The organism is Bacillus sp. FSL E2-8868 (genome assembly GCF_038005505.1).
In the GTDB taxonomy this organism is placed as follows: domain Bacteria; phylum Bacillota; class Bacilli; order Bacillales; family Bacillaceae_G; genus Bacillus_A; species Bacillus_A mycoides.
In genome coordinates, this window is the sequence record NZ_JBBOTI010000002.1 from 1,680,635 (window position 1) to 1,692,868 (window position 12,234).

General features: G+C 36.2%; 14 protein-coding genes. 2 read left to right on the plus strand and 12 right to left on the minus strand.

Annotated elements, in window-relative coordinates:
• Nucleotides 1-12: 12 nt before the first annotated feature.
• From murQ to NSS74_RS19570, 4 genes are all read right to left on the minus strand, one after another.
• Nucleotides 13-897 (minus strand): N-acetylmuramic acid 6-phosphate etherase, encoded by an 885-nt coding sequence (gene murQ, locus NSS74_RS19555; protein WP_002166328.1) that lies wholly within the window; start codon nucleotides 895-897, stop codon nucleotides 13-15.
• A gap of 155 nt (nucleotides 898-1,052) precedes the next feature.
• The gene (locus NSS74_RS19560) at nucleotides 1,053-1,916 is read right to left on the minus strand and encodes a MurR/RpiR family transcriptional regulator (protein ID WP_340814140.1); all 864 of its coding nucleotides are present in this window, start codon (nucleotides 1,914-1,916) and stop codon (nucleotides 1,053-1,055) included.
• A 17-nt stretch (nucleotides 1,917-1,933) separates the two neighbouring features.
• Nucleotides 1,934-2,263, minus strand: coding sequence for an outer surface protein (locus NSS74_RS19565; RefSeq protein WP_340814142.1), 330 nt, complete (start codon nucleotides 2,261-2,263; stop codon nucleotides 1,934-1,936).
• A gap of 124 nt (nucleotides 2,264-2,387) precedes the next feature.
• The gene (locus NSS74_RS19570) at nucleotides 2,388-3,515 is read right to left on the minus strand and encodes a cation:proton antiporter (protein ID WP_002010790.1); all 1,128 of its coding nucleotides are present in this window, start codon (nucleotides 3,513-3,515) and stop codon (nucleotides 2,388-2,390) included.
• A 363-nt stretch (nucleotides 3,516-3,878) separates the two neighbouring features.
• Between NSS74_RS19570 and NSS74_RS19575 the strand changes: the two genes are divergently transcribed.
• Complete coding sequence (locus tag NSS74_RS19575; protein ID WP_002029953.1) at nucleotides 3,879-5,282, plus strand: amino acid permease; 1,404 nt, start codon at nucleotides 3,879-3,881, stop codon at nucleotides 5,280-5,282.
• Nucleotides 5,283-5,426: 144 nt separating this feature from the next.
• Here NSS74_RS19575 and NSS74_RS19580 read toward each other — a convergent pair whose 3' ends face one another.
• Nucleotides 5,427-5,630 carry a hypothetical protein gene (locus tag NSS74_RS19580; protein WP_000391506.1) on the minus strand — a complete coding sequence of 68 codons (204 nt, stop codon included), beginning with the start codon at nucleotides 5,628-5,630 and terminating at the stop codon, nucleotides 5,427-5,429.
• An 80-nt stretch (nucleotides 5,631-5,710) separates the two neighbouring features.
• Entirely contained in the window at nucleotides 5,711-8,173 is a 2,463-nt protein-coding gene (locus NSS74_RS19585) for a LamG-like jellyroll fold domain-containing protein (protein WP_002140487.1), read from the minus strand.
• A 353-nt stretch (nucleotides 8,174-8,526) separates the two neighbouring features.
• Here NSS74_RS19585 and NSS74_RS19590 point away from each other — a divergent pair, with 353 nt between their 5' ends.
• The gene (locus tag NSS74_RS19590) at nucleotides 8,527-8,952 is read left to right on the plus strand and encodes an S-Ena type endospore appendage (protein WP_002087412.1); all 426 of its coding nucleotides are present in this window, start codon (nucleotides 8,527-8,529) and stop codon (nucleotides 8,950-8,952) included.
• Between the two features lie 60 nt (nucleotides 8,953-9,012).
• On the opposite strand, the gene NSS74_RS19595 is transcribed toward NSS74_RS19590, so the two are convergent.
• The 6 genes from NSS74_RS19595 to NSS74_RS19620 form a co-directional block, all read right to left on the minus strand.
• Nucleotides 9,013-9,357 (minus strand): DUF3992 domain-containing protein, encoded by a 345-nt coding sequence (locus tag NSS74_RS19595; RefSeq protein ID WP_000525803.1) that lies wholly within the window; start codon nucleotides 9,355-9,357, stop codon nucleotides 9,013-9,015.
• Nucleotides 9,358-9,377: 20 nt separating this feature from the next.
• Nucleotides 9,378-9,746 carry a DUF3992 domain-containing protein gene (locus tag NSS74_RS19600; RefSeq protein WP_002140486.1) on the minus strand — a complete coding sequence of 123 codons (369 nt, stop codon included), beginning with the start codon at nucleotides 9,744-9,746 and terminating at the stop codon, nucleotides 9,378-9,380.
• Nucleotides 9,747-9,856: 110 nt separating this feature from the next.
• Nucleotides 9,857-10,462 carry a DedA family protein gene (locus NSS74_RS19605; RefSeq protein ID WP_002140485.1) on the minus strand — a complete coding sequence of 202 codons (606 nt, stop codon included), beginning with the start codon at nucleotides 10,460-10,462 and terminating at the stop codon, nucleotides 9,857-9,859.
• An 11-nt stretch (nucleotides 10,463-10,473) separates the two neighbouring features.
• On the minus strand, nucleotides 10,474-10,755 hold the full coding sequence (locus NSS74_RS19610) for a YkvA family protein (RefSeq protein WP_000733852.1): 282 nt from the start codon (nucleotides 10,753-10,755) through the stop codon (nucleotides 10,474-10,476).
• Nucleotides 10,756-11,067: 312 nt separating this feature from the next.
• On the minus strand, nucleotides 11,068-11,847 hold the full coding sequence (locus tag NSS74_RS19615; protein WP_060750015.1) for a DUF2935 domain-containing protein: 780 nt from the start codon (nucleotides 11,845-11,847) through the stop codon (nucleotides 11,068-11,070).
• Between the two features lie 20 nt (nucleotides 11,848-11,867).
• On the minus strand, nucleotides 11,868-12,233 hold the full coding sequence (locus tag NSS74_RS19620; RefSeq protein ID WP_137076271.1) for a VOC family protein: 366 nt from the start codon (nucleotides 12,231-12,233) through the stop codon (nucleotides 11,868-11,870).
• Nucleotide 12,234 lies beyond the last annotated feature (1 nt).

The window sequence follows — 12,234 nt, forward strand, 5'->3', positions numbered from 1 at the left end:
CCTCCCCAAAGTTTAAAGTGCTTTCTTCACAAATCCTTTCGCACCTTTTAATTTTTCTAGTGCTTCCCCATATTCACACTGTAGTAATATCATAACGATTGCAGCTTTCACATTTCGATCTGCTTTCTCATAACACTCTGTAGCTACTTCATAACTAGCGCCTGTCGCTTCAACAATAATTCGTTTTGAGCGTTCTACCAATTTTTCATTTGTAGATTGAACATCTACCATTAAGTTTTTATATACTTTCCCTACACCAATCATAGACGCTGTAGAAATCATATTGAGTACTAACTTTTGCGCTGTGCCAGCCTTCAACCGTGTTGAGCCTGTTAATATTTCTGCGCCTGTTTCCACTTCCACATTTAGTTTTGCATATTTACTTATTTCAGCATTTTTATTACAGGAAATACTAGCTGTACTTGCTCCCACGCTACTTGCATATTTCAATCCGCCAATTACATAGGGTGTTCTACCACTTGCTGCAATTCCAATAACCGTATCTTTCTCGTTTAATCCAATACTTTTTAAATCTTCTTTTGCTAACTCTTCACGATCTTCGGCACCTTCCACCGCCTTAGTAAACGCTTTCAATCCACCTGCTATAAATCCTTGAACCATGTTATCATCTGTTCCAAATGTCGGGGGACATTCTACTGCGTCTAAAATGCCTAAACGGCCACTCGTACCAGCCCCAATATAAATTAAACGGCCTTCTTCTTCAAAAGACTTAGTAACAATTTGTACAACCTTTTCAATTTCTTCTATTTCATTTTCAACTGCTAACGCAACAGTTCGATCTTCTTCATTCATACTTTGTAACACTTCTTTTATACTCATCTCATCTAAATTCATCGTCTTCTCATTACGGTGTTCTGTCGATAAATTCTCTAACATATTGCCACCCTCTTCGAAATTATATTTCACACTTTTATTATAACTTTAAGAAACTAAAAATCAATAACTCTTTCTTATTTTATGAAATAAAATTTCACAACATGACATATTTGTGTCAAAGATAATAAAAAAGATGAGTCTCCCCATCTTTTCTTCTACTTCAATTTCCGTAACCGTAATGCTTCTTCTCTCGTCTCCATAAATTGATCTAATACTTTATTACCAATTCGATTGAAAGTAATCACATATAAAGCATCAATCATATTCAGTTGCGTCATTCTCGAAGCAATACTCGCAATGCGATGGTCTTGCTCTACATCTGGCATACAAAGGCGAATGTCTGCCGCTTTATATAACGGAGATGATTGGTCTAGCTTCGTAATCGCAATAACTGTAGCCCCTCGCTTCTTCGCATATTGCGCCATTTCAAGTACATCTTTCGTACGACCAGAAGTTGAAATCGCAACAAATATATCTCCCTCTTTTAAATTCGTGACGAGTGGCAACATCATATGAAAATCAGATAGCATCATCGCTGTAAATCCGAGCCTTGTAAATTTATAAGCCCCGTCCATCGCCGGAGTAGCCGATCCGCCTACTCCGTAAAATATAATTTTATCCGCATTTACAATACGATCTGCAGCTTTCTCAAGTTCCTTTTTATCCATCGCAGTAACACTCGCCTCAATTGCAGCTTTATTCACATATGTAACTTTATTAAACAAATCGTACGGTCCATCTTCCGTATTCATCACTGAAAAATCATTAATATTATAATCAGCAATCGTTAATTCACGAACGAGCGCTATCTTAAATGCTTTAAAGCTTCCGATTCCAATCGATTTACAAAAGCGAACAACACTCGCCTCACTTGCACCTGCATTCGTTGACACTTCTTTCGTCGTTAAATTCGGAACAATCTCAGCATTCTCCATTATGTACATGGCAACCTTCTTTTCGGCTGGTGAAAATTGATCCATATTACTTTCAATTTTAAATAGTAATGTTGAAGCTTTCACTATTTAACCTCCACTTCTTACGGTTGCGTATATTCTCTAATATCATTTGTATCATATAGATAAAAACCATCATTGCCAGGTGGATGGTGAACAATTACAGTTCGATCCCCTTTTTTATATGACGTTATTTCACCTTCAGATCGCTGTTTTTCCCATCCATGTATCCAAATTGCAAAGTCAGGTACAAAAGCAGTGTACTTATAGTCTTTCGGGTTTTCGACTTCTACATAGGAAGAAAAAATAGAAACTGGAAAATTTTTCACTTTTGACTCTTTCCATGCAGTAAATGGTATACATAGTGCAATAAGTATGATTACACCTATAACTTTCCCCTTTGTAATCTTCACACTTCCCTCTCCTTGTCATATCACATACATAGATTTTATCATAATTACAATCCATTCATGCTACATGACCACTGCATTTTGCAATAAAAAAAGAGCTTATCTACGTCAGATAAGCTCTTTCCCTCTATACAAAATACTTCTTTAAAAGTGGCGGCGTAATAATTGTCGTCAATATAACAACAATGACAATCGCTGTGAAATTTTCTTTCGCTAACAAATTCGCCGCAAGTCCATTTGCTGCAATGATAAGCGCTACTTCCCCGCGCGACACCATTCCCGCACCAATACTAATAGAAGATTGTAAGTTAAACCCTGTTAATCTTGCTCCTAAACCTGATCCGATTAACTTTGTAAAAATTGCGATGAGCGTCATAATGATAATGAACCAAAGTTGGCTTCCGATACCTTGAAATGTAATTTCCATTCCAATACTTACGAAGAAAACCGGTACGAATATCGCGTAAGCAATCGGTTCAATTTTATGTTCCACTTCATGCTTATACTCTGTTTGCGAAATCGCAATTCCTGCTGCAAATGCCCCAATAATACCTGCGATTCCCATCATTTCACTGTAATACGAAAAAGAGAAACAAATAATAAGTGCAGCACTAATTAACGCTTCTGTTACGCGAAGTGGTACGAGCATTTTCATAATCCACGGAACAACTTTCCAAGCGATGAAAACAATACTTACAAAAAAGATGATTTTCTTTGCAATGACTAGCGTTACATTTACATCTTGTGTGCCTAAAAAACTCATGACAAACGCTAATAAAATAACGACAATTACATCATCAAATACAGCTGCACCTAAAATCGTCGTACTTTCTCTCGTATTCATTTTCCCTAAATCTCTTAGCGTTTGAACAGAAATACTAACCGATGTGGCACAAAGTAATAACCCTAAAAAAATCGCATGCGACTGTAACATTCCAAAAGCAAGCCCTGCTAAATACCCACCAAGGAATGGGAAAATAATTCCTCCCATCGCTACTGCGAATGCAGATTTTAAATTACGATTTAACTCTTCTAAATCAGTTTCGAGTCCTGCCATAAACATAAGTAGCAAAACACCGATTTCGCTAAGCTCATCAATAAGTTCTGAACTATTAATAATACCTAGCACAGCCGGACCGATAATAATACCAACGATTAATTTACCAAGTACAGAAGGCTGGCCGAGCCTAACGCTAATATCACCAGCTAATTTCGTACAAAGTAAAATGACGACAAGTTCAAAATAAAATAACATAACATCTTCTCCTACTTTATAAAGTGAATCTTTAATCAGTGGGGAATTTCCCCATCCTCACTGATTATTAGTTAAACCAATCGGGCATTTACGGGCAGTTAATGCGGGATAATGTGAAACTTTAATGAGTGTTTTTGTCACTCTGTTAACCCTCGTCCATTCCTGCAAGTAGTTTCCCCTATTCATTCGAATATTATTTGTCACATTTTTATTTGACAAAATATTCTGAATTATAATAAAATTAATCCAGAAATTTCAAAAAACTACATACCATAACTGTACCTTTATTCACTGACGTACTCTTTTCCAATGGATTCACACTATTCGCAGTTATGGAGATGAAAAACGGGAGGAGAGTCCAAAGTGAAGTCATTATTACGAAAAAAAGCGCTTAGTACTGAATCACCACGACAGCTAGATAGAACATTAACGGCACTCGATTTAACGTTTTTAGGAATCGGCGCCGTAATTGGGACAGGGATTTTTGTATTAACAGGTATCGTAGCGGCAAAACATTCTGGCCCTGGTATTATGTTATCATTCCTTATTGCTGCATTTACTTGTGCTTGTGTAGCCTTTTGTTATGCCGAATTTGCTTCTTCTATTCCTGTCTCAGGAAGTGTGTATACTTACGCATACATGACAGTCGGAGAAGTTGTCGCCTTTATCGTTGGTTGGTGTTTAATGCTCGAATATTTACTCGCTGTTGCAGCGGTAGCTGTTGGCTGGTCTGGATACTTACAATCATTGCTTCAAGGGTTCAATATACACCTTCCCACCATTATTTCCTCGGCCCCTGGTACAGGAAAAGGTGGTCTCATTGATTTACCAGCTGTTTGTATTTTACTTCTCATTACTGGGCTTTTAAGTTTTGGTATACGCGAAAGCGCACGCATTAATAATGTTATGGTCCTTATCAAATTAGCAGTTATTATCGCCTTTATCGTAGCAGGCGCAAAATATGTAAAGCCTGAAAATTGGACACCGTTCATTCCATTCGGGTACGACGGTATTATTACCGGAGCTGCGACTGTCTTCTTCGCCTTTTTAGGTTTTGATGCAATCGCAACCGCGGCAGAAGAAACGAAAAAACCGCAGCGTGATTTACCAATTGGCATTATCGGTTCCCTTCTTATTTGTACAGTTTTATACATGATCGTATCTTTCGTTTTAACAGGCATGGTTCCTTATACGCAATTAGACGTTTCTGATCCAGTTGCATTTGCACTACATTTCGTTGGTGAAGATACTATTGCGGGGCTACTTGCAGTAGGTGCGATGACAGGAATGACAACCGTTCTTTTAGTCGTTATGTATGGACAAGTTCGTGTTTCTTATGCAATGAGCCGAGACGGCTTACTCCCAAAAGCTTTATCACGCGTAAATAAAAAAGTGAAAATCCCTTTATTAAATACATGGATTACTGGAGTATTTGCAGCTTTATTAGCAGGACTTTTAGACCTACATTTACTAGCGAATTTAGTAAACATCGGTACGTTAACAGCCTTCACATTCGTTTGCTTTGCTGTACTTATTTTACGGAAAACTCATCCTGATTTAAAACGAGGCTTCCGCACACCACTCGTACCTGCACTACCGGTTGTCGCTATTCTTTGTTGTTTATATTTAATGACTAATTTGTCCAAAACGACATGGATCAGCTTTTCATTTTGGCTTATAGTCGGTTTATGCGTATACTTCTTCTACTCTAGAAAACATAGTCATTTAGCTACTAAAAAAACAAATGATGAGAAAAAAGAAGTATAAAAAAATAGCTCGCCTATAATAAAGGCGAGCTATTTTCATTAACGATTGTAAAACGAAAAATATACCGATCAACTTTTGTATACTTATCCCGCTATTTGCCGGGCAGTAAGACTCCCACTGATTAAAGTTTCACTTTACTCTCCCTTACTTCGTCTCTTTCTTTTTCTTTCTCCACGCGTTTACACTATCAAAGAAAAAGTTAATAAATAGCGTTCCTAATCCCGCTAATAAAAATGTCATTAAAAATAGAATCCATATACTTTTATCTTTTAATAAATAATATCCTACAAGGAGCACAACGGCGATCCATACATATTCAAGAATTCTTTTTAGCTTTTTCTCTTCCAAATTATTCGCTCCCTTTTTCTATACTACTTTTAGTATAACAAAAAAAAAGCCTATCATGATAAGCTTCTTTTTCTTATACCTTATTTGTTGATGCTTTTTTCAACCAGTGAAATAGCGTACTCTAACGTACGATTCATCGTTTCTACCTGTGCATCTTTTACTTTCACATCTTTTACTACAGCTTCTGCAACTGTAATTTTTTGACTCAATGATCTCACTGAACCGTCCGTTACATTTGCAGCTTGTGCTTTTTTCACTACTGCTTTTGCAGATTCAATATTCACTTGTAATTTTTCTTTCGGTGTTTTTGGCTGTTCTTCTGCTACCTTTGATTGTACAAATGTTTGGTTTGCTGTTTTTAATTCATTATACGTTTGAACAATTTGTTCTCCTGTACTTGCTATATTCTCAAACACTTTCTTTGCATTGTCATAACTTCTTTGTAATTCGTTAAAAGCTGCTTGGGAATACTGACCTGGTTTTTCACCAAATTCATAAGTACCAGCTAACACTTCTTTCACTTTTCCACTCTCTTCATATAACGCATTTACTTGCTCTAATTTTGTACGATTAGAAAATTCGTTATATGCTGCTAATACTTCTGAAGAACTTAATGCTTTACTATATAATTTTGCTAACGCAATTTGTCCATTTAACGGAATGCCACCATTTCCATTGCTATCTGGATCTGCACCAAGTGCAAATGGTACGTTCGGGTGATATACTTTCCCTTGAGCTGGCTGACTATTTACTTTTTTACCATCTACATAAATTGCTACTTCACTTCCATTATACGTTCCTGTTAAATGATACGTTTTGTTTGCTTCTAATTGAACACCTACACGTTTATAACTTCCGCCAATATGAGCCCATAATTCTACATATCCACTTCCTGTAGACTCAAAACCAATTCCACCGCTCTCTGTATTTTGCAAAATACCTTGTCCGCGAATTTCATTCATTGAAAATACAGTTTCTAACGTAAATGAATTTGCTACTTTTTCTTTTTGTGTTGCTGAAAATGGAAGGTACCCAAATGTATTTGCTTTTCCATTTAATTTCATTACATTTGTTTTCAACGCTTTATCATATTCAATAGATACATTTCCTTTCACATCACCTTTTGTTCCAAACGGTGAGTTATCTTTAAATGTACCATCTAAGAAATTCACATCAAAAACGTCTGCCTTTGGTACTTTCACATTCGGATCAATATTATCTTTTTTCGTTGTGATTTCTGCAATTAACGGTTGCGCACTTTCATTGCCAAACGAATCAATCGCAACTACTTCAAGTGTATATGATTTCCCGCCATCTAATCCAGCAAGCGTAAATGTAAGTTCTTTCGGCACTGGATCACGATAAAACTCAGAGAATGCTAATAACTTATTTTTAATCTCACCCGTTTGTTTATCCTTCGCTTGTACACGATAAGAATGAACAAGAAGGTTGTCCACCGCTTGCGGGAATGTTACTGTTGCTGCGTTTTCCGTTACATTTGATACTGACAATTTCGCATCTTTCGCAAAAGATGGCTTTTCTTTATCACGATCTTCTACATGTGTAAATGTTTCTTTCTTTGATGGTAACTGAATTTTCCATGGCTCGCCTGTCCAAGAATTTGTATGGAAATCACGGCGATTAATTGTTACTTCTTTATCATCCACTTCTACTAGTAACCCTTGGCTTAATGTGCTAGCTCCTGGCGGGATATTCCCTTGTACTTTACCACCTTCAACTTCCATATAGCTTACAGAAGATGTTCCAACAGACGTAAAATCTTTTTGATGAATCGATCTTGGATCATCTAACGGATAATGTGAATGACCTGAAAACGTAATTACTTGTGGGTATTCTTTTAATACCGCATTAATTTTCGCACTATCTTTCGTTCCCCATTCTTGGCTACCGTACACTGTATCTTTAATATGTTGATGTAAAAACACAAAAATCGGTTTTTCTGGATCATCTTTTTGTGCCTTTGCCATTTCTTCTTTTAACCAATTAATTTGCTTGTCCGAATAATAGCCATGTGTTGTCCCATCCTCTGGAGACATAACAAGGAAATGATACCCTTTTACCACCTTATGATAATAAACCGATTCCATTCCTGTCTTTTCTAAGAAACGCTTCTGTGCTCCCTCTACAGATAAGCCGTTCCAATAATCATGATTACCTAGAGAATTCATTCGTACCGCATCTTTATTTGCATTTTCGTTATACACTTGCATGAAACGATCATATTGCTTTACTGAACCCGAATCAGTAAAATCACCTACAATGACAAACGCATCTTGCTTTGGTGCAAGCGTATTAAATTGCTCAATCGCTCTTTTCCAGCGGAACGTATCATCTGTTCCACTATCTTTAATATGCACATCACTTACAACTGGGAAAACGATTTTCTTCTCACTTGGTGCCTTTTCTTGCTTTTTCTCTTCCGCTTTAACCGACGTACTCCACGGTAATGATACAAATGCCAATACAAACACCATTAATAATCCAATAAGACCTTTTACTTTTCGTAAAGCAGTTCTTTCCACGTGAATCCTCCTCATAATAATTGATTCATTACAAGGGCTATTTTATCTTAAACATATTAATATCGTTTAAATAACAAATGAATTTTATTAGATTTTTGTAAATATACAGTTAATTAAGTGTTAAGTCCAACATTACTCGTACTATTGTATACAACCACCTTTTGTCTAAAAGAGTCTGATCATTCTTTTCCCATGTCTATTCACATATAATCTTTTCTATAACATTAATGATAAGTTAAGCTGTAAGCCTATTAGACAATCTTAATTTTAAAAATTTTCTTCTTTTCTTAACACATCGGCCATGCTTCTACATTTAATAGTAGTAAAAGACAACTTAAAAAGGAGGGGTTGTATTGAAGAACAAAAAAAATATTGGCTGTTTCGCTCCTTTATCTATCATTTGTCCAGACCCTTGTCCACCGCCCCCTCCTCCAAATCCAAGTTGTGAGCGAGTAACAAATGAATTTGCAGGGAATTTCCTCATAACTAACAACACCATTCCCTCTACCAAAGATGCACTACAATCAATGATACTGTGGCAAAGTGATGGGATACTGCTTATATCAGGTACTGTCTCGGTTTACAATAGTACTAGCAGCACTGAAGCAATTACAATTCAAATCATTGGAGCAGTAACCAATATTTTCACTGTGTTTCCTGGCAATACAATATCTTACACAGGTAAAGATTTAAAATCCGTTAGTATTATTAATATACAAAATAATCCTTCACTATATTTAGAAGGCAAGTACTGTTGCCAATTTACATGTTGCTTATAGAATACCAATTTTATTACTTCCTCAATTAAAAAAAAGCATACCATTTACGGTATGCTTTTTTTATGAAATTGGATAACGTACTGTAATACAAAACTCGCCTTGATTAACAGTTGTTCCTGTCGTAGTAATTCGGACAGTAGTAAAATATCGTACAGTGAAAGTACCACTACTTTGTGGTTGTACAGTAATTGTATCAACTACTGTAGCACCGACTAAAAAATCAACTGTAATGGGATTCGCGCCTACATCATATTTCACATAACCTGAACCATATACTTCTTGTGTAATATTATTCGTATATACAATTTGAGTACCAGCACCTGTAATAGACCAGTCTGTACATACTTGATCTTGCACAAGTGTTTTATTAGAACAACAAGACAAACCGGAACTTCTCATTCCCATTTCGATCCTCTCCTATTCTACTATGAAAGTGGATAACGTGTTGTAATACAAAATTCTCCCTGATACGTTCCACCAGGTGTTGCAGGTAACACAACTTGTATACTAGCAAAGCGGCGATACGTAAAAGCGATACTCGTTCCTGGGCTTAATGTTTGTGTATCAATTGTAGCCCCAGCAGAATCAAGCGCTTCTACAGTAATTGGACCTGGACCAACATCATATTTAACAAAACCAGTACCAACTACATTTTGGTTAATATTATTTGTATAAAGAACATTATCAATTGCTGTTGCAACTACAGTAGCAGACCACGGACTACACACTTTATCTTGCACATAATTTTTATCTGGACAGCAAGTTAATGCTGACCCTGAGCACTCACAAGACATAGTTGTTTCCCCTCTCTCTTTTATATTCCCTATATGTGTATGTCCCTCAGAGTCTTTTGCCTGTACTATTCATCCATTTCCAAAAAATAATCACACCTTAGTGCTACTAACTAAATAGATTCAGTTTTGTTTCGTTTTTTCATAAATTTATAGATAAAGATACTACCTATAACAATAAGAACGACCACTAATATAGGTAACATATATTGTCCAACAACACCCGCTGCTTTTTCCCAATGCGGACCTAATTTCATTCCAAAATAAATATACAAAGTCGTTAACGGGAACATTGCTACAAATGTATATATGCTAAATTTCCATATGTTCATTTTCGCCATACCACATGGAACGGAAATAAGCGTTCGAACTCCCGGGATGAAGCGTCCTAAAAATGCTACAACCGGCCCATATTTCTCAAAGAAATCATCTGCTTTTTGAATTTGTTCTTCTTTAATAAAGAAGTATTTCCCGTATTTTATTAATAGAGGACGACCACCGTAATAACCTAGTGCGTATAACGTTAATGGTCCTGTCGTTCCCCCTAGTGTTCCAGCTAATACAGCTAGCCAAAAATTCATATCACCCTCGTATACCCAATATCCAACCATAGGCAAAACTACCTCTGCTGGAATAAACTCAAAAGTTAAAGCTAACACAACTCCAAAATAAGAAAACTGCTTTAAAAACTCAATTATATCTAAAATAATTTGCTCCATATTTTCAACTCCTATCCTACGTTTACGTTATGCTTTTCTTGCAATTGCACTGGCGCCATTTTTACAATTCGATTTAAAATAAATAACACAATTCCAATATCATCTAAAATACCGATAAACGGTAAGAAGTCTGGAATTAAATCGAGCGGCATCGCTACATAACCAACTAAAAAAGCAACAGATAAAATTTTCTTCTTTATGGAAACCTCTTTTGAAGTAAAAAAGTCAAATAGGAATGGAACAAAACGGCGGACATGAAATACAACTCTTAATCTACTAATAAGTTTTTTCATTTTCTAGCTCCTCTCTTTGTATACAAAAAGGACCCTACCAAATATGGTAAGGGTCCTAAAAAGACAATAAGGGGCCTTTACCATTGCTGGTAAAGGTCTCACTAACAACGAATCGTTGCCAATAAAGCCGAGGGTTTCTCCCTGTAATGACGACTTTACTGTAATAAGTTACTCCCCTTTAGATACACAATTTTATACAATCACATTAAGATATTTGGAGGGGCTTGTCAATATTTTTTTCATAATGAAACCTGTTCACACACTTCTATCACTGTTACAATTTGTCTGCTTAATCTTCCCTACAATCTATTTTTAAAGCGGATTACATTTCGGTATCTCTAACCCTGAGGATTGTGCTAACTTCAATAAATAGTAACACTCCTCCCTCGCCATATGATCCGCCATCCTGGCTGATAATGAACTTAATATTTGCTCAGACAACTCTAATTCTTCTACTTCTCGAAGGAAATGCGAGAATAACTTTAGCTCTAGTGAAACGTCTTTTGTAAACTTCTTCAAAGCTGGAAAATGTTTCAGTTCTGCCCGTAAATAACCTGTCATTTCCACTGCTTTTAAATAAAATTGTTCAAAATGTTTAGCAAACAAATCACTTTTCTCCTTCAATCTTTTTTCCACAACATCTAATCCGCCTGAAATAGAACCAGCATGCCCTGCTGCATCCGTTAACCACGCGAGATGATAGTGTAGTTCATGAAAAACGGGCGGGACTTCTCCCCTCCCTAAGTATTCTAATACTGTTATATATTCCTCCACTTCATTTACCATATGATTAATAAAAGTGGGAGTAAAATGAATCACAATTTTACCTTCCAATTGCTTTTGTATAATATTTAATTTAAATGCTCGAATCTCCTCTGCAGCTTGTTCTGCATCTTTTGAAAATGCAATAAAATTTACAGTATGAATTTCATTTAAAAAGTTCGTAAATTTTTCTACAAAATAGGTGGCTTTCTGTATATCTTCTTTCTCCTGTGGAGCTAAAGCATCTAGTAAAAACTGAGCATGATCCCCAAGAACTTTGAGCCAAAATTTATGTTCAAACAGTGCGCTTTCTTCATACATTCTATCCACACTATCCCCCCTATGGTTACTCATGCCTCTGATGAAATTTGAAGCTTATAGCAATCTGGATCATAAAGAGTAATTACCACCCCACCCGCATGCTGTTCTTCCGCAAAAGATATTTTGTAAAACTGTAATTTTCTCTTTACTTTTTCCATATCAGAAATTGAAAAGGTTATTAATTCACACGAAGAATTAGCAACCTTCTCTCGCCCTCGTAAATTCCGATTTACCACAAAACAAATTCTCGTTAAACCAACGTCATACCAAACACCTGTTACATGTAGTTGAGGTCTCTCCTTGCTTGGTTTAAAGCCTAAAATCCCTTCATAAAAATACAATGTTTCCTTTAAATTTTTTGATTCTAATACGATGCATGTTGTAATGCCTTCCATC

Bases quoted from the DNA above. Each gene is read 5' to 3' on its own strand.
- murQ (WP_002166328.1), bottom strand. From the start codon at position 897: ATGTTAGAGAATTTATCGACAGAACACCGTAATGAGAAGACGATGAAT.
- NSS74_RS19570 (WP_002010790.1), bottom strand. From the start codon at position 3,515: ATGTTATTTTATTTTGAACTTGTCGTCATTTTACTTTGTACGAAATTA.
- NSS74_RS19595 (WP_000525803.1), bottom strand. From the start codon at position 9,357: ATGGGAATGAGAAGTTCCGGTTTGTCTTGTTGTTCTAATAAAACACTT.
- NSS74_RS19600 (WP_002140486.1), bottom strand. From the start codon at position 9,746: ATGTCTTGTGAGTGCTCAGGGTCAGCATTAACTTGCTGTCCAGATAAA.
- NSS74_RS19605 (WP_002140485.1), bottom strand. From the start codon at position 10,462: ATGGAGCAAATTATTTTAGATATAATTGAGTTTTTAAAGCAGTTTTCT.
- NSS74_RS19610 (WP_000733852.1), bottom strand. From the start codon at position 10,755: ATGAAAAAACTTATTAGTAGATTAAGAGTTGTATTTCATGTCCGCCGT.
- NSS74_RS19620 (WP_137076271.1), bottom strand. From the start codon at position 12,233: ATGGAAGGCATTACAACATGCATCGTATTAGAATCAAAAAATTTAAAG.